Origin of the sequence: Chitinophaga sancti (assembly GCF_034424315.1) — a bacterium.
GTDB classification, from domain to species: domain Bacteria; phylum Bacteroidota; class Bacteroidia; order Chitinophagales; family Chitinophagaceae; genus Chitinophaga; species Chitinophaga sancti.
Genome location: NZ_CP139972.1, coordinates 1,600,876 through 1,620,390, shown reverse-complemented (window position 1 = coordinate 1,620,390; position 19,515 = coordinate 1,600,876). Strand labels below are relative to the sequence as shown.

Annotated in this window: 13 protein-coding genes; 4 read left to right on the top strand and 9 right to left on the bottom strand. The window is 38.9% G+C overall.

Annotated features, from left to right (window positions below):
• The first annotated feature begins 54 nt into the window (after positions 1-54).
• The 3 genes from U0033_RS06025 to U0033_RS06015 are packed head-to-tail and all read left to right on the top strand — an operon-like array spanning position 55 to position 3,360.
• On the top strand, positions 55-1,365 hold the full coding sequence (locus U0033_RS06025; RefSeq protein ID WP_143150969.1) for an SIR2 family protein: 1,311 nt from the start codon (positions 55-57) through the stop codon (positions 1,363-1,365).
• Entirely contained in the window at positions 1,355-2,680 is a 1,326-nt protein-coding gene (locus U0033_RS06020; RefSeq protein WP_072366275.1) for an ATP-binding protein, read from the top strand. Before U0033_RS06025 ends, U0033_RS06020 begins: the two co-directional genes overlap by 11 nt.
• Before the next feature lie 2 nt (positions 2,681-2,682).
• Positions 2,683-3,360, top strand: a complete 678-nt coding sequence (locus U0033_RS06015; protein ID WP_218164130.1) for an AIPR family protein — start codon at positions 2,683-2,685, stop codon at positions 3,358-3,360.
• A 117-nt stretch (positions 3,361-3,477) separates the two neighbouring features.
• Here U0033_RS06015 and U0033_RS06010 read toward each other — a convergent pair whose 3' ends face one another.
• The 9 genes from U0033_RS06010 to U0033_RS05970 form a co-directional block, all read right to left on the bottom strand.
• Positions 3,478-4,167, bottom strand: a complete 690-nt coding sequence (locus U0033_RS06010) for a hypothetical protein (RefSeq protein ID WP_072366278.1) — start codon at positions 4,165-4,167, stop codon at positions 3,478-3,480.
• Between the two features lie 11 nt (positions 4,168-4,178).
• The gene (locus U0033_RS06005; protein ID WP_072366280.1) at positions 4,179-4,400 is read right to left on the bottom strand and encodes a hypothetical protein; all 222 of its coding nucleotides are present in this window, start codon (positions 4,398-4,400) and stop codon (positions 4,179-4,181) included.
• Between the two features lie 227 nt (positions 4,401-4,627).
• Positions 4,628-5,197 (bottom strand): hypothetical protein, encoded by a 570-nt coding sequence (locus U0033_RS06000; RefSeq protein ID WP_245801887.1) that lies wholly within the window; start codon positions 5,195-5,197, stop codon positions 4,628-4,630.
• Between the two features lie 383 nt (positions 5,198-5,580).
• Complete coding sequence (locus tag U0033_RS05995; RefSeq protein ID WP_177318753.1) at positions 5,581-6,018, bottom strand: DUF3828 domain-containing protein; 438 nt, start codon at positions 6,016-6,018, stop codon at positions 5,581-5,583.
• 5 nt (positions 6,019-6,023) lie between these two features.
• Positions 6,024-10,595, bottom strand: coding sequence for a DUF6443 domain-containing protein (locus tag U0033_RS05990; protein WP_177318754.1), 4,572 nt, complete (start codon positions 10,593-10,595; stop codon positions 6,024-6,026).
• A 24-nt stretch (positions 10,596-10,619) separates the two neighbouring features.
• Positions 10,620-14,492: a DUF5977 domain-containing protein gene (locus U0033_RS05985; protein WP_072366285.1), complete on the bottom strand. Its 3,873-nt coding sequence runs from the start codon at positions 14,490-14,492 to the stop codon at positions 10,620-10,622.
• Between the two features lie 656 nt (positions 14,493-15,148).
• The gene (locus tag U0033_RS05980) at positions 15,149-15,943 is read right to left on the bottom strand and encodes a hypothetical protein (RefSeq protein ID WP_072366286.1); all 795 of its coding nucleotides are present in this window, start codon (positions 15,941-15,943) and stop codon (positions 15,149-15,151) included.
• Positions 15,943-16,602, bottom strand: a complete 660-nt coding sequence (locus U0033_RS05975; protein ID WP_072366288.1) for a hypothetical protein — start codon at positions 16,600-16,602, stop codon at positions 15,943-15,945. Before U0033_RS05975 ends, U0033_RS05980 begins: the two co-directional genes overlap by 1 nt.
• 10 nt (positions 16,603-16,612) lie before the next feature.
• Positions 16,613-17,884, bottom strand: coding sequence for a hypothetical protein (locus U0033_RS05970; RefSeq protein WP_072366290.1), 1,272 nt, complete (start codon positions 17,882-17,884; stop codon positions 16,613-16,615).
• A 581-nt stretch (positions 17,885-18,465) separates the two neighbouring features.
• Here U0033_RS05970 and U0033_RS05965 point away from each other — a divergent pair.
• Entirely contained in the window at positions 18,466-19,497 is a 1,032-nt protein-coding gene (locus U0033_RS05965; protein WP_072366292.1) for a hypothetical protein, read from the top strand.
• The last annotated feature ends 18 nt before the right edge of the window (positions 19,498-19,515 follow it).

The window sequence follows — 19,515 nt, the reverse complement described above, 5'->3', positions numbered from 1 at the left end:
ACCTAACAAGGAACAGTTAGCTAAATTTCTTATGCAAATATTAAAATTAACATAATGAGCTTTCATGATCCAATTCGTCAATCCAAATATCTAAGGCAGACATTATCACAAGATAAGAAGCCTGTAGGTTTTTTCGTATCAGCAGGATGTCCTTTAGCTGTAGCTATGCCTGATAAAGAATGGCCTTTAATACCTGATGTTTCAGGGTTGACCAAATACATTAAAGAGCAAATCGACAAGGAAACAGAGGAAATACCGCAGACAAAGCGGAGTTTAGCTTACAGTTATTCAAAGTTGATTGAAGAAGTTATTAAAACTGGAAAAGCCATTCCAACGATAGAAGATATCCTGAGTTTTTTAAGAGGAATGATGCAGATTTCAAAAGGAGCATCAGATATTAGAGGATTTGGAGAATCTGAATTAGCAGATCTGGAAAAATTAGTGTGCAAGAAAATTGCTGAAAAGCTGGACGTTAATTTGCCTGATAACAAAACACCATATCACAAATTAGCGAAATGGGTAAATAATATTGAGCGTGACACACCAATTGAAATATTTACAACAAATTATGATCTATTGATGGAAGAAGCTTTTGAATCATTAAAGGTTCCCTATTTCGATGGTTTTGTTGGAACTCGCTTTCCATTTTTTGACTTAAGAGCAGTTGAAGATGGAGTAATACCTAATCATTGGACAAGGCTTTGGAAAATACATGGCTCAATCAATTGGTATTTAAGGGAGAATAAGGATGTATATCGTTCAACAAGTCTCAATGGAACAGATTCTTACATTATTCATCCGTCTCATTTAAAATACGATCAAAGTCGAAAGATGCCATATTTAGCCTTAATTGATAGACTAAATAAATTTCTAAGGCAGAATTCAGCGGTCCTTATAATGTCTGGATATTCTTTCAGCGATGAACATTTAAACGATACAATTCTAAACGCTTTACGTGCTAATCCAACTGCAATGGTTATTGCATTATTATTTGGGAATCTCACCACAATCAAGGAAGAAGAGGATAAAGAAGACAAAATTGTTGTTACAACCACTAATAATTATGAAAAGGCAACTGAGTTAGCAGAAAACAGATCCAATTTGAGTATATGGACTTTTGATGAGGCGATAATTGGAGGACTAAGGGCAAAATGGAAACCTACTAAATCTGAATACGATGCCGAAGAGAATATAGCAAATGCTGTGAAACAAAAATTAATACCTATTAAAGATAGCGAAGGAAAAGACACCGAAGAGAAAATAGTGAAATATGAATTCCTACTGGGAGATTTCGCAGTATTAGGAGATTTTCTTCAGGAGCTAATTGGTAAGGAACAATTTAAAATAAAGCAAGATGGCGTTTAAATCCACTTATTTAGGTACTATCCAAGATGTAAGCGGCACATCGCTAAATATCGCGTTAGACAACACAGCGCCGTCTGGTCTTACCTATGTTGATGGAGAAGGATATCGGATTGGACAAATTGGTTCCTTTGTAAAAATTCCAATTGGATATATTGATTTGTTTGGTATCGTAACTCAAGTTGGGGCCAGTGCTGTTCCAGAAAACCAAGTATTAACGCAACCTTATGGATATAGATGGATCAAAGTTCAGCTTATTGGCGAAGGTCAAAGGAACGGTTCATTCCAAAGAGGCATATCGCAATATCCTACCATTAGTGACGAGGTTCACCTTGTTTCAGAGGTTGATCTTAAAAAAATTTATGGGCAGCCAGAAAAACCTTACTTTGTAAAGGTAGGGCATATCGCAGGAGCTGAATCTATTCCCGCTTTAATAGATATCAATAAATTAATTACTCGTCACTCAGCCATTGTCGGTACGACAGGTTCAGGTAAATCTACTACAGTGGCAAGTATCTTAAATGCTATTTCTGATCCTGTAAATTATCCTTCTGCAAGGGTAATAGTTTTTGACTTACATGGAGAATATGGGAATGCATTGAAAGACAGAGCTCACATTTTTAAGGTAAATGCAGATAAAACTGAAGGCAGTTTTGAAAAAGATTTATTTATCCCTTTCTGGGCTCTTAGCTTTGAAGAATTGATTGGAATCAGCTTTGGCCAATTTAGCAGTGAGAAGGACTACAATACAGTGTTAGAAAGAATTACAAACGCAAAAATTAAAAGTTTAATAACATATCCCAAGAATGGAATAAATACGGACTGTTTAAATGTCGATTCTCCTATTCCATTTAGTCTAAATCACTTGTGGCATGATCTATACACTAAAACTTTAGGTAAGTTTTATCCGGATAAACCAGGTAAGCCTTTAGCGTTTGAAATTGATGATAAAGGTAATGAGATAAAAGGAGATCCGGCCAAAGCGATTCCACCTGTTTTTAAGCCAGTAAATACCAACACTGCTAATGGAGATCGTGTCCAACATCCTATAGACTCTCCATTAACTAATAGTCAACAATTACACTCTTTAGGTTCCAAACTAAGAATACCAAGATTTGATTTTTTGTTTAAGCCAGGGGATTGGACTCCTGACGAAAATGGAAAAACGGAAAAAGATTTAGATTCTTTGATTCTAGAATGGATAGGAAGTGACAAACCTATTACAATAATGGATTTATCTGGTGTTCCAAATTCGATTCTTAACACAATTATTGGAGTATTATTAAGAATTAAGAGCTTGATGATAAGGTCATGGTAAATTTGAAAGTAGTCGAAACTTCAAATGAGGATGTCTTTTCTGAATTAGTTAGAGCGACTAACAGTCAAACAAAGGTAGATGATGCTCAGTTTTTCTCACTTCGACCAATTGCGAAAAAAGTTGAGCAATACTTTAATACATATGAAGGTCAAGAAAGTAGAATTTATTTTGAAAGAAGAGATAAACAATATGTAGGTATAGAAATTCCTTTAATAAGAATTTTCCCGATTGATGTCGCAGCTAAATGTGTTACTGCTATGTTTTGCCAAAGACCTGATTTGGCATTTCGTTATAAAAAAATAATGTATGATGAATTTTCCGAAATTATCTTTGATGATAATGTAAAAGAATCTGTATACTATGCTGGTTGCTTAACTCTTTATAGACTTCATTTATTAGTAGCCAAAAATCATATTCCTCAAAATTCAAGAAAATACAAATGGCATATGCTGCCATTAGTTAGAGTCTTAGTATTTGGTAAGAATGTTCCGGCCTTGAATTCCAAACAAATCGAAAAGGAGTGTGATAAAATAATTGAAATGATGTCTTCGCATAATGACCAAGCTGTGGAAGTTTTTAAAAAAGCTTTAGATATCATTAATTCTATTGGAAATATAACTGAAGATAGACTTAAGCGACAAGCAATTTTTGCCGAAATGTTTGATAAAATATTAACTTAATAATGTAGGATTGATGTAAAATAAGGTCTAAATAATTCATTTACTTGGACCTTATTTTGCAATATCAGGCAGATAAGAAAAATCTAGATTAATAAACAAAACCGCCCCATAGGTCTATTATGCTACTACTTCTGAAGCCTCAGAAGCAGGTGACAAATATTTATCAAATGACCAAGATAAGAAATCAGCCTCCTGTCTTGGAATGAAGAAGCCTTTAATACTATCGAAATTTCTTATGCAAATCTGGATATGATTTTTTTCCAAGATACCTGCTCCGTCAAATGCTGGCCCACCTTCTGTAAACACTCCCCTCACGGTATCAAATAGCTTGATATCTGTAATTCCTCTGGAATCTAGGTCATTCTTATAGCTATTGGTAATCTCGGCATGCATGTACTCAATAACAGCACAATCCAGTTCTCGCAAGAGTCGGTCCTTATGTGGATCCTTAGGTAGATCTTTGTTTACTGGAATTTTTTGGCCAAGTTGAGTATAGGACTCGTACATTGCCAGGTAATAAGGTTTAAGAAGCCCAATATATTTGGAGTCGAGAAAATCGCAACAATATCCTAGATGAATAATTGCTCCCACTACTGCAGGTTCCTTAATTTCCCCACGAGAGGCTTTGTTGGTGGACCACTGCAACGCTCTTTCACAATTATTTTCCCATAAATAAAACCCATGACCGAGCCAATCGTATGGCTTCTCGCTAATTTTAATGTGTTGAGGATTATTTATTAATTCGTCTCTTGTAGCTTTATCACAACCGTGAAACCCTATTACAAGGTTAGATCGAACATCGTACATGAAAAATTAACTCACTGTTTGGTGGCATTCTGTACGGCTTGCGCTAGATTTTGGTATTGAGCCGTAAACTTGCCATTGTTATCAAGATGCCCAGCACGTTGTAATGAACGAAGAGCTTCCTCCTTCGAAATACCATTAGCCAGCTTTTTCTCTGCTAATTCTTTCAGTCTTTGGATGTCCTTATCGCTCATGATAATTTGTTGTTGTACATCAAAGATACACAAAGTTCTCATATAACCATATAAATACTAGTTATGCCATTAATTAAAAATCTGAAAATCAATCTGATAATCAAATAATATTATTAATGATCAATCTGCTATAATTAACCTTCATATTTTTAAATTATTTTATGTTTTCCGTATAAAATTTAACATTACCCTTAATGGGGCACATCTTTTTACTCAATTAATGTAATGTGGATTTCAAATATAATTGTAATATTTGCCAACTTGTCAGGTTAAGGGAATTGGCAAAGCATGATTAAATCTTTAAATATTAGGTTCGTTTCTTCCCTCGTTCTGGGCACTATGGCGGAAAGGTCGGAGATATCTCCGGCCTTTTCTTGTTTTAGGGGGTCAAGGTCCACATTCACGGCAATCTTGCTGAGTTGCTTTACAAAGATCTCGTTGGCTGTTTCAGCCCGAAACCGCTCCTTGCATAGTTTGACTGACTGGCAGTGGTAATAATAGTATATGCCTCCATTACCACGGGAACCACTTCCCCTTAATGGTTTCCCATAACGCTGGCAGATCAGAAATCCCCTAAGAGGTAGGTGAATATCGATTTCCGTAAAGGCATTAACCCTCACCTTACGTTTTTTGCCCTTCAATACATCCTGAACATCATCAAACAATTGTTCTGACACAATTGGCTGATGAATCCCTTTTACGCAATGCGCTGCCTCGTTCTTGTACGCTGCAAGAAAGACTTTGCCACAATAGACAGGGTGGAATCGTAACAAGAAAATGGACAGTAGGTTAACTTGCAATTTCTTTCGCTGCGCTTCTTTTTTCGTGTTCGTAAACAAAGGACAGCTTTACCAGCAGGATATCCTGGAGTAGATAGGCTGATCTCCCGGAATGCAACTGAGCTGGACATCAACCTGAATTGAGGCCTTCTTATCACAGAACCTAGCCTCATCAAAGGCAAAGACCACCTTAAAAAGCAAAAGGCCGGAGATATCTCCGACCTTTCCGCTATAATCTATTAGCTATGTCAAATTAAACCCAGTTGGCCGTCATCCCCTTTTATAGAGCTGGCGGTTTAAGCAAAATTAAAGACTATTCAAGAGGATTAGCAATATCATTAACTAAAAAGGTAATTCAATACATCCCCTTAAGCCCCTTTCTGTATTGCATTTTCGTGTGTTTCCGCACACTTTTATGATTGTCTTTATTACTCATTTAGGCTTTAATTTAAGACATCATCTATCTTATAATTCTCTCCTTCTTTGATGACATGCACTTTAATGTTGGTCACGTTTTTCGTAAAAGAATCACCATAGGATACATTATATGTATCTGGCTTTTTAGGATCCTTTACTATTTTCAGATAAGGAAGTGTGTGTGTGTCAGCATCCTGTGCATTCAAAAATAGATCATAATCAAGTTCCTCCTTGTCTGTCAGGTCCTGTATCTTCTTCAATAGCTTCGCAGTAGCATACCGTTTCCTGATTTTCTCTTCTTTGTCGTTGTTATGTTCGTTTGAAATTACAGTAATGTAGGCAGTATAAAATTGCTTGAGCATAACGGCAGCTTTGTCTACTGGTGCCTGACTCTGAGCGGAACATGCGTAACTAAACACTGTTAATACGCAGGCTAAAAAGGATGTAAGGAAATTTGTTTTCATATTTATTACCATCTAAAGATTTGTGTTGGAGGTTTTGCGGTCCTATAGCCAGAACCAGGCCAAAAATCAACTTTATTAGCAAAGTCAGATACCCAGGCAGTACCTGTATACATCTGAATATGACCGTACGCCGTATATTTCCCGTTAAGAGTAAATGATTGCATGACAGCAATATCTCCTCTTACGGGTGTGTAATTCGTTATGTCCGAGGTCACAAATTTAAACCCTTTTGCCAATAAAAATGGACCATAGTCTTCAGCTGGTCTCGGGCGTCCAGTGGTGTTCATACCCCCAGCTTCCAATCCTTCTCTGAGATATTTAGCACATTGATGGTTGGGACTTTCCTCCTTATTCTTCCACAGGTGAGCAATAGCTAAATTGATATCCAGTTTATCACCGAAGGTTATTCCCTTAAACATCTTTGCCGCTGTAGCTTGGTCAGGTGATAAAGTAGATGGTAATGCAGATGCTGCTTTATTTGCTTTTGCCTTCGGTTTTGTAGCAGGAGCTTCTGGTCCTCCTCCTAACAATTTCAGCGCATCCGCCACTTCATTATAAATTTGATTCCTTGCATCCTGCCATGCTTTATCATTATTTCCTCTTACCACCACTTCAGGCAGATCCCATACAAATCCATTTCTCGAATCAGTTACAAATTTAAAAATATCCCCGAAACTTCCTGAAGGATTTGCTGTCACATATTCCAATAATTTAGAAATTTCATCATCCTTTGAGAAATAAAGATTGCCTTCTCCATCTACCTCAAACAAACCCGTTGGGTCAGTGTACCTCATTGGATTATTAAATCCATATCTGTATGGTGTCCAGTCGGTACCCTCATCAGATAATGGATCTGGCGAATTCCACCTTCCCAGCTGAGGATCCAGCTGACGAGCAGCAAAGTCATACAGCTCTAAACCACTGCCATCAGAGAATTCTCCTGACTTCAATTGTTTACCTCCATATTTATAATTATTCCGCTCATAGGTAGTGCCTTTCAATACATTGGAGCTGATACCATCCATGAGAAGGCCAAAAGGATAATAATGCGTCTCTTCCAGCAAAGGTCCGGATGAAAGACTTACAACCGTATTATCAAAGTACACATCCGTAGCTGTTTCGTTGCTGGTGTATATATACATAAGCCCTGTTTCTGATACAGGCAATATTTCTACAGCTAGATCCTGTAGCGCATCTGGTGTATTTTGTACTTGTTTATAACCACTGTTATTATCCACCATTTTCATCTGTTCGTCAAATAAGACGTAATTCAGATAAGCTTTTGGCCGGCCTGCAAGTTCCGGGTCTTTCTTCCGCATGTCCTTCCATGACTGCTTAAAGTTATAATTGAACGGAGTTCCTGTATTGTTTGCCACATTATGCATATCGCCAGCGTTACTACCGGGCGTAAATGCATTTGCCAGCGCAACCACCATATCGTCTAAGGGTGCGTCATGCTGATTGGCTGGACCATCAGATTTGTAGAAGGCTTTTGTTCTGATACGGATCGTATCTCCGGCCATTACTCTTAATACCAGAGACGGCCCTATCTTCTTACCACCTTGTTTTGCATTTAGTTTGGCCACTTTTGCATTCTCAACAGTGGTATGATCCTCCGGATACCCCACAGGTGTTTCTGTTCTTGTTTCATCTACGTTACTAAACAGGGCTGTCTCAATTGTAGCACTAGCCGTTTCCATAGTAGCTGCATAGATGCTCAGATCTGTTTGTTCGGTCAACACCATACGGATATTACCCTGATAATCTTTTTCAAAATAATCGTAAGTCCAGCCGGTAGTCTGTCCATTCTGTACAATAGCGCGGATACGGCCCGTTTCATGGTCTACAGACACCGGTACATCGTTTTTGTAAATGGCACCTGTTATATAATCTGTCGTGGTTACAACGGCAGGTGATACGGTATTATCCGTTACGATCGTTTTCAATTTTAAACCATTGGCATCATATACGTTTTGGATAGTGCCTTTTCCGGTAAAGGTGATCAGCTCTGGAAGGTTTAGGAAATTATAGGTAGTACTTTCAATGCCTTTATTCTTGTCAACGACGAGGTTGCCATTTGCATCATACTGATAGTCTACATCATTATCAGGATTGGAAGTATTAGAAGTATGGTTAGCATCCGGCTCTTTAAAATCTCCCAGTGTGCTGGAGGCATCATTTGCATTATCTATTACCATACGCAGCTGGTTAGTGCCTGTAAGGTAAGAATATTGCAGTTTATCTATGGATGCGACTGTCGTGTTTTTTAAACCTTGTCTGTTTAGTGAAAGCAGGTTACCATTAGCATCATAGGACATGTTGCTCATCGTAAAGTCTGCCTGATCTTTTGTCCATGCAGTATTACCTGAATTCTGCTGGTTAAATTCTGCACCGGTCATACTATTTGTGTTATCATAGCTATAACCAAATGCCCTGGCAATACCATTTGATTTACTCTTCCATTTTTCACCTGCTATGTTTCCATTATATTGTTTGGTACTGAATCCGTAATCATAGCTGATATCCTGACCAAACCAGTTACTGGTACTACCGGAGGTATTTACATAATTACTGTTAATTGCCTTCACCCATCCTCTCAGATTATAATCGAATGTCTGGGAATCCATGTAGGTACCATCTGTTTTTTTACCGATCCACTTTGTTCTTAATCTACCCAGATCATCATAATCATTTGTTGCCACAACTCGTGTGAGGTCGTTTGAATTATTCAGCTTCTTGGTGATTTCCTTCAGTCTGTCTTCATGATCATAGGTATAACTTGTTACTACTTTTATATCAGGAGTAGCAGCACTGCGTGGATTGGTGATATGGGTATAATCACTCAATAAATTTCCGTTGAAGCTATATATGGCTGTAGTGGTAGTTTCTCCACCTACGGCATTGTCACTCCGTGTTTGTACTGGTCTGCCATTATTGTCAAAATATGTGCTGGTGATCAGCCATTGATTAGTACCAAGTACATTTATTTTTGAACCAGTGGCCATACCATAGTTATAAGTATTAGGATTAACTGCCACAGGATATTTATCACTGCTTGCATCCAGAGAAGATACATCTGCAGAGGCAAAAGGTTTTGCACCGGCATAGTTATAATCATCATAATAGTCATAAGCAGTGGCATTATAACCGGTGATATTAGGTGTGGTGTTGACCTCGACAACGGATTGGATAGTTGAAGTGGTGGCAGTCGGATCAATTGCAACGTCGAAGTTGGCCCCATCTTCACTGGTGAATTCTGGATTCAACGTGATAGATCCCCGGGCGATATAACCGGTTATGCCGGCTACACGGGTATCCAGCACCAGATCTGTTACCTGTGGTATTGAATAGGATACATTGCGCGTAGTACTGGCCGTAGCTGTCATCTGTTGTTGCAGTTGATCTCTGGTGCTACCGGTAGGATAGGTGCCGGATACGGTAGCGCGATTCTGATCATTATAAAAAGTAAACTGCCACTCAGGAGTTGTTTTCACTCTTTGTGCAGCTGTTTGTACAAAAACAGGACGATCGAAATTATCATACACCAGTTGTGTTTCACCACTGCCTGGCGTCTTTCTGGAGATATTTCTGGTATACTCATCATAAGTATACTGGTAGCACATGCCATCTGCCAGTGAGCCGCTGATCATCCAGTTGCCCATAATACGCTGTACGACAAGCGGAGGTATAACGAAGGACAGGCTTCCCAGCTCATTATATACATAATAAGTACAAAGCCAGCCGCCATGTGCAGTTGTAATGGTTTCTTTCTGCACTTTTTTTAGGATAACACGATCTTCTTTATCAGTATAAAATACTGTCGTATTCCCATTTTCATCAATAGATACCGTTTTTGAAAGCTGACCTGCTGCATAAAAACTATTGGAAGCAGGAATAGTTACACCTGCTGCAATGCGCCATATCCTTACAGAATCGGCTACCTTATTATACAGGTACTGTACGCTTGCTGCTTTTGCACCACCGGCACGGCTCCATGTATTACCGACATTAAACGTTCTGTTGATGCGATTTAATGGAGAGCCATCATATTCATTCTCCATATAAAATATTGTTTCATCCTTTGAGCCAGGATTTAAGATCGCATTTTTATAGAATGTACTTTGTGCATTGAATGGATCTGTTTTCAGATTACCATCCGAAGTGTTATTGTCCTGTTGTATATAGGGGAGATATACATACGTTTCCCTATCCAGTACATCATATACTTTAGGAATGACGAAATCCTTACCGGTATTGGCGATCGTGCTGCCGGTACCACTATAGCCCTTGTTTACAGTTTGCACAAGTCTGCCAAGTCCATCCAGATAATCGGTCATTTGTCTTACATCCCTTACGGTGTTGGAAGTACTGTTGACAAAGGTGGGATCCTGTATAGGTTTTGCGGGCACCCATGTACGGATATAGTTTGGTATTCCATTGGTATAGGCCGCAGGTATAGTAACGGCAGTGCCTGTATTTGGTAATGATCCATCCGGCGTCTGACCATAGACATTTAGTACAGTTACCAGAGAGCACAATAAGGCCCCGGGTAATATTAATTTATGTTTAACTGACATTGCAGTAGTGATTTGGGTGAACATTTAATAGATAGTAATCGTGGCACAACCGGTTTTGATGTCTACGCTGGGGAAGTCTATCTGTGTTCCGGATCCGACATTACCTCCGCAGCCAGCACTGAAATTATAGGTGTTGGTAGTACCTGAAGGAACGTATACTACTATTTCATAGGTACCTGTTATCACAGAACCAAGCGCGCCCTGACCATAACCTACTGTGAAGTCGTAGGTAAGATTGGCATCAGTACGGCTTACCAGTTTTACATGATAATTATCGTTTGTGATCTCATTAGAATAAGAGAGTGTAATGGCTGTACGGCAGGTGCCTACAGCATTCACATAGTTCTGACCTACAATAGCCAGTGCTGCTTTTGCTTTGGCATTTGCATCATCAACGCTTATTTCTGATAGGATACTATCTTTTGGAACTGTATAAAGTACGTATGTACCATAGCCGGAAGCACATCCCTGTTTCATGAAATAACCACTCTGGGCATCATTTCTGTACAATGGAATACATACACTATGTGCGTTGACGTATGACAATGCATTGAGAGTTGTATCCATTGCTGCTTTTGCATCTGCATCAGCCTGAGAGAGTAGCGAAGCATATATATTCGCAGGTACAGTATAGGTGACAGGGGCTCCGGGCTTACCACCATTGGAACAGAAGTAAACAGAATAGGTAACAGACAGTGAATTATTCAGGTAAGCGCTGGTTTTATATTCATGCTGCTTACGGATATTTTCATCCCTGTCTTTTACTACAGACAATCTGTTGAAGCCATCGTAAACGAACTTATTCATAGTTCCGATGTCATCAGATTGGCTGGTCATTCCAGTGGGTTCTTTATAGCTATAGGTAGCAAATGTGGAATTGACAGGAGAAATAGCGATATCGTCAATGCTGGCACCGTTGCTATTGATGTATACAGAAGTGATACTGTTCAGTACTACAGTGTAGAAGCTCCATGTGCTTGAAACTGCTACAGCGGTACCGTTTACTGATATACTACCGCTACCCTTGGCCCAGAAGCGAACTTTGTAATTACCGGAGGAAAGTACTGGCGAGGTCACTTCACCGATATAGCTATACCCGGTTTTAGCACTTGTATTGGAAACAGTAGCGCTGTTATATACCCAACCTGCTGTATTATTTTCTTCCGGTTCAAAGCTGGTAAAGGCGATCTCTCCGGTAGTAGCGTTGGCGGCAATGGCGACAGTGTTATTATGCTTGTCGTATAAGACAGCCTGTAGCTGATGTTGTTTGGTATTTAAAGACAACAGCTGGCCGTTGGCATCATAATTTAGATAAGCCACCTGCTGTTTGTAATTGAATTTTGAATCAAGCAGTACCGTATTGGTAAAGCTTTCGGTAGTAGCCACGGGAGCAGACAATGCTGCGTTGTAAGCAATCGCAGGACGATAGAGGCCATTGCCAAGATTTGTAAAAGTGGTCAGCTGTGCATTGGTGAGATAGGTCTGGGTACCGATCTTTTTATAAGTCTCTTTGGCAATAGGTACCGCATAGATGTTCTGATCCATCATACCAGCTGTAAAGGAGCCCGTACCCAGAGAATAATCATAGGGATAGCGGATTAAATTGATGATGGAGTCCTTCATAGAATTAGCAGTGGAGGATCTTACCACCGTATGATACAGGCTATTGTACTGATATCTGGTTGTCTTTTCAAGCACCTGAGTGGTATCATTGTCAGCATATTCCAGTTCCCTTGTCTGTATCAGATCAGCACGCCCCATTAGCGGATAGTAGTTTCTGAATGTATATACCGGTGTAGCAATGTCAGTAGTTGCTTTCTTTGCAATGTATAGTGAGCGATAGTTCTCAGTTGAATAATAGGACTGGGTGATGTTGTATTGATTGATAGTCCGTTTTACAACAAGGCCAGCGGCATTATAAACACTTGTTACCAGTGGCAGCCCAAGTGCCCAGGTAGGGCGCTCTACTGGTGTGTATGGATAATAATCCTGTGAAGGCCATATAGTGGCATAGGAGAGGTCGGAATATTCATATACTATTTTCCCATTTGTACCCGTGCCATTGGCGAACACTTCTTCCACTCTTCTATATCCAACCGAACTACCTTCTACGGAAGAAAGCGGGTTAATAGCACTGCTGACAGAGATGGTATCGACGTAATCCCATGAAGGGGTATTACCGGGAAAGCCGGCAGTATAATGTGGTATCTGATAAGTATAAACGGGTACATCGCCCAGGAAGCCGGAGGAGCGCCCACTTGTTTCTACATAATTGTAGGTTTTAATGATATCATTTTTACTGTCTACAGCATCATGCAGGTAGCGCTTTTTGAGTCTGATACCACCCATTATGCGATTGACGGAGCCATCAAATTTATCATTCAGCTCATATTCAAATTCTTCGCTACCGCCGGTGGCGTAATATATCTGCTTCAGGGCACCCATGGTAGCATAATTAATATCAGGCGCTCTGTTTGCCGCTGCATATCCGTGGGAAGGGATTTCCAGCAGATAATCAGCATTGTTTTTTCCGTTGTGATACCCCCAGTAATCGATATCATTATAACCATACAGGGCCGTTTCATTTACGGCATCACTCAGGTAATACTTAAAGGCAGCCATTGGCATTACCTCGTCAGCATTACCAAGCTGGTAAATGCTTTCAAGGTGTATCCGGGTACGGTCAGGAGTCCATGTGATATTATACCATGGCCAGCTTTGATTATAATTGATATATCTGTATCTGGTAGGACCACTATCCCAAAAAGAATAGTTGAATGCATATTTCTTGATGCGCTCCTTTTGATCACTCACTATTTCTATATCTCTGATCACATCGTCAGGTAAAATTTTTGAACTATAGAGGTAGTCAAAATTGATCTTTGTACTATCGGAGAACCGGATCGTCTGAATATCCAGATGATTCGAGGTCGTATTATAAAGCATTGTGTTAGGGCCATAAACGTAATTAGAGTAATTAAGGGCAGCATCATATGCTTTCGTTCTCCTGGCATACCTGAAAAATTCTGCAACTCCATTTACAGAAGAGTAGTCAGACTGCCGGTAATTAAAGACAATACTTTCCTGTGTACCGGGTACCTCTATCTTAGTGAGCATCCAGGCAGAGGCAAAAGCTTTGTTACAAAAAATGCCTGGTTGAATACTGGCATCCTGAGCAAAATTCTTACTTATTTCCGGTGTAGAGAAAGTATACTTGATACCTGCTTCATCTATAATAGTAAAAGAAGCCAGTGTACCTCCCGCCATCGTGCCGGAAAAGTCAGGAATGATCTTAATCTTTGTGCTGTCGGTGGTCAGGATCTGACGATCTTTCCCGATGTAGAATTTACCACTATGCCCGGGAAAATTATATTCAAAGATATCATGCTCATTGTCGCCGATACCTAACATATAATAATATGGAACAAGTGTATTTGAGGTAGTCGCATCCGTATTGCTCATTTGCATAAGGCCGGGGGTATAGGCCATACCATCATATTTGGTATCTACCGCGCCGGTGCCCGGGGTCTGTGTTACGTTTAAGTAATCATCAGGAACACCTTTAATATTACGGATGATAATACCTCCGGTATTCAACATCCATCCTCTGCCGATGTTGGAGCCGGGATCATCTACCTTTATACCATTACCTCCAATGAAATCCATTGTCAGACTGAATTTCAGCACCGACATTTGTTTTTCATACAAGGGTATGGAAGGTTTGATCTGCCCTGTAAAATAACTTGTGGGGATGTTATTCACCTTGCTGAATGCAAAAGTGTTGGGCGTAATGGCAGTAAAATTCTTACGCTCAGAGGGAACATCCGTCTGCGCCGAAGTGCGGAATAGGCCTATACCTGCCAGTGACAGATATAGGGATAAGAAAACTTTTCTCATGGTATAAAGATCAGGTAACAACTATGGTAGCATTTGACAATTTGGGCAACAATAAAAGCTGCTAAAAATTGAAATGTGTTACGGACAAAGGTAATTGGCAGGGAGAGGAGGAATCATTTATATTATAAATGTTAACAATGATTTAATAATAAAAAGAGGATGTTTGAAGATACCGGACTGATAAACAGAGAGATAAGATTTTAGGAGCCTTTATGGATTAATTATATCCGGGATTCTGCGTATATAGTTCTGGCGTTATATCCAGCTGCGATTCCGGTAGTGGATATATGACATAATTGGCATTATCTCTTGCCATATTTAAATATGGAAATAGTTGCTAAAGAATTGAATAACAGAACAATGTTTTTTGTAAAATAAAAGAGGGTCCCTCATTTATTTATGAGATATTTTTGAAGGTCCAGGTCCAACAACAACTAAGTTACTAATAATCAAGGCCAACCGGTTCGAAAACTTACCGCTACTGGGCACAAAAAATGCAAGACCCGCTCGAAGAGCGGGTCTTGCATTTTACCTATCTTTCTAAATTCCACAAATACTTCATACTCAATTTAAAACAGGTTCGATAAGCCGTAATAACGAATCAAGTTCAAAACTTTGCACAATTTATAACTGACTGTCAGATTTAATCTTAACTATTACACCTTATGGCTATATGGTCTTTCTAAGGAGCGGTTGTCAGTTATTTCAATAGCGATCCGTAAAGGAATGAAAACGATATCCTCGCCTTCAGTTCCTCTGAGAAGCTCATCCGAAGGCATATTACGATTTGTCCAGATCTTGCACAAGCATATACAGAAAGCCAGTATTTCTGGTTCCACAGCTAGAAACGTGCCTTTAAAATTACCCCAATGGTAGTTGTCTGCTCTGAGTATGGCGATGTTTTCAGCAGCCCTGCTTAATAGTATCTTCAGGCTACTAAAACCATTCGCATCGTTTGGACGTCCATTCTGTATTTCTCCTATCGCCGACGAGAAATAACCCAAGGGTATTCCCAGACGACTTATAGGCTGCTGGCCCCAACGTTCGGACATTCTGAAAAGCGAAGATGTATTGTTCTCTAACAAGATATAACTTAGGAGATCATAGAATAAGGAGTTCGAGAAAGTAGTATTGTCATTTGCGATCTGTTTGTAGGTTATTATCTCATTATCATAACCACAAATGGCAGCAATCTTCCAGTAGGGATTGTCTGCTAGTTTGTAGAAGGAAGCAGCTAAACTGTATACCTGAGAAGATTCAAGTGGATCAATCACCGATTTAAGAGATGCCGCAAGCAAATAAGAACTGGCAATCCAAGGTAATGTATTAGTACCCTTATTGTCCGGATTCTCCATAATGGAAGCAAGATAACTGGCGTAACCTATGGATGCGTCAGCTACGTTGTTTAAATCCTCAGGATTTAGCCCCAATATTTCAGTATAAATACTCATCAGATCAACTCTTTTATGTTCGTATACGTTAACGGATCAACATATTTTGGATTGTTGATTATATCGACAGCAGAAGGAAGTTTGGATTGTCTTAGTTCTTTTAGGGCGGCCGGCCCATTATATTTTTCAGCCTTTTCTAATTGTACTGCAGGTATATGGATCTTTGCCATAAGCTCTCCTTCATGGTGATAGGGGAGATATCTCGGATAAATATGCAGTTCCCTGACCTCTTCAGAGAATTGTACCAGTTCAATGGATTTCTTCTGAATGGTAATCAGATATCCATAAAAAATATATCCTTCAGACCTAAAATTGTCTGTAGCGAAGCGCAGCGCAGTAGTCAAAGCAGGGAAGACAATATTAGTCTGATAAAAATCATCGCGTTGTACTGAACCAGCTGTAGTTGAAATGTATGGCGTTACATGTCCATAAGTTTTTCCAAGAGAGGCATATGGATGATTAGCAGGTAAAGGTGTATCATAATTATTTAAGTGGTGAATCATATTTTTTTCTGTTAACTGGTCTTGGATCTCTTGATTATTAATTGTATGTTTTGCCCTCCACCAGTTACTTACTATTCCATGACCGTCTAACAAAAAAGCTTTAGCCTCTTCATCCTTCAGTTCATTGATACCTTTTAAGAATTTTTGAAAAAACATTATATAGGTTTTATAATGATGATTGAACCAACGACGTTGTGTTATTTATCATTTCCATAAGGGAAGTATCGGCACCCGCCTTATACTTTTGTATGAATGTTAGTATATGGTTCTTGCTGTCAAGAGGAATCAGTTTCTTTGATGCTAATGTACCTAATGCAACCAATACCCGATAACGCACATGGAGACGGCTAACCAATTTTCCTAAATCTAATAATATATTGAGATCACGGTTTTCCGGGCGCATTGCGATCATGGTGGCCAAAGCGATGATTAAACCTTCGTTACCATTAGTACGGATTATGTTTGCAATATCATCTTTTTGAATGCTATGTTTCAGCGCATATTCACCCATCCGATTTGCTGATTTATCTTTCTGATTTACTCGCTCAGCCCAATCGGGATCACTTATAGTCAAGTAGTCATCAGCCATTTTTAGCAATCTTGACAATGCTTCCTCCTTCTTTAACCCGAATGTTTCAGGATTAGTCGTTGGGCTACTTGTCGTTTCTGCTTGTTGTTGATTATTCCCATCAGCCTGTTCATCCTCTGGGAAAAGCGTTTGAGATAGTATACTCTGGTTGTTCTCAATATTGGCCAATTGAGCTTTGGCAGAAGCTACGCCTTCGCTTACTATTGCTACCTGCCCGCCTACGGCCTCCTCAATTACCTTCTTGATCGCCTCTTGATCTGCTTTAGAAAATGCATTGGTTAAAAAGAGACGAGTCACCAGGTATCCAAATAAAAAACCAGATACAGAAAAACAAATGAGCAATCCGTATGCAAAAGCCAATGCTGTACCCATCTCCTTAAAGCAAACACCATCAGCTAACAATGTAGCAACTGAATATATGTAAGGTGGTAACTTTGATAAATTTACCAGACCAAGACCTACAATGATTTTAGTCAACCAGTCGGATATTTCTGTTAGATTAGTATTTACCTGCAGTTGGTATTCACCATTGGTTTCTCTATTCTCCACATTCCCTTCCGCTTCTTTGGATTTATTTGCTTGTAGTATTTTAGGAATACCAAAGAGAAAACCAATGGCAATTCCCGATAAACAGACGCCCAATATCCACATCAACGCTGTGGAGAATGCAGAGGTCGTGGTTGTGAATAATAACGAGGAAATAATTCCTAGTATTAAAATGATGGAAAAGAACCATGCAACATATTGTAGGTAAATAGCAGCTTTTTGTCTGACCATTTTTTCTTTTCCTCCCTTCTGTTGATCAGAAACTGTTTTTTTTGTGGATGAAAACTTAGTAAGAAAACTCATCGTATTCTTGAAATATTAATTTGGAAAATAAGACCGTGCTAATATCGCCAATGTTTCATAATTGAGAAATACCAACTAGTTTGTATTTTTTTGAGCAAACTGAAATAAAGATTATATCTGCTGACTTCAGTTAGTTAATCCGATGTTAAATTCAGCAAAAAAACATCTTACATTGTCTATCAGGCTATTTTATTTCTAGAGCGCACATTCTCGATTCCGATTTATGTACAAACTCCGGTTTATGATAATTACTTTGTATAATTAATTTCTACTCTTTATTTATTTGTTTGGGTATTTATGGTATTTGGGTATCGGAATTTATTTGTATAGTATAGGCACACTTTGGAGAGGAAATAAAATGATTAAATTTATTTTTAGAGATTGTCATGTTATTAAAGTATTTTATTTACAGGGCGTTATTTAATTAACGATATCTGATTGTAGGGTCAAGTGGTGGAAACGCAGCTTATTAAGCCGGCGCGCCACTACTTGACCCTACAATTTTAATTGCACGAATGTCTTAGTAAAAGCATTGTCGAATAATGACTTTCTTGTTTACATTTGGGTAAAATGAACATCAAATGAATGATAACCAAGACCTTTCAAAATCTTATTATGATCAGTATGGTATACCTAAAAAGTTCGTAGAAGGAATAAGAGAACAGGTAGAAAGAGATAATCGATACCAAGAGCTTCTACGGGAAGCTGATGTGTTAAACAAAAGGGAGAGGGCGGGTCTTGTTGAATTGATTAACGGTATATTACAGGAAGAGAAATGCCCGTTGATTAACGAAAATCAAATCAAGTTTTACCCCCAATACATTGGTAATACTGGCATAGGAGTACCTATTGATACCACTTTGACAAAAATTATTTATGATCATTATTATCCTCCTGCACCAGCTGGTGAATATGCGCACTTTACTGACCTGACTGCTCTGCAATCAATTTTAACAAACAGAAAATTACGTTTAACCTCCACCATAAAACGGAAACACGAATTTGAGTTTACTCTATTTTACTCCGATCACGACATTGAGGGGTTCAAGAGGCCGATTGATAATTCGACGATGGAAGAGGGGTTGATGAAAGATCTGTTTTATATTTCTTTAACTGAAAATAAGGAACCTGAAATAGACATCAGGAGAGGTATGTGGCAGCATTTTGGAAAAATGGGTGCAGGCGTTAAACTGATCTTTGATATTACTACCAGCCATTCTGATTTTAGAAAGGTTTATTATCCCAATTCATCATATGCCGCGGATAAAAATCTTTTGGCAAAACTTATGGATAGAATAAGTGAGGTTTATGGAAAACCATTGGTTTTTAAGGCAATTTCAAAATTTGGAACTTTTTATATAGATGCTGGTTTCGAAGATGAATGTGAAACAAGATATTTGATAAAACGTTACTCTGATGACTACCCATTTCCATTTGTAACACATTTTCATGGGGATATTCCATTTATAGAACTTGACTTTATAAGTCCGTGGGGCAAACTGTTACCTATTAAGGTTCAACCTGGGGTGAACTGTAACCGTGACGATGTGCAAAGTATAGTAGATGCATCGGGTATGGGATTAGAAGTCCTACCCAATGTAACTTCGATCTAACTAGCCATTATTATGAAA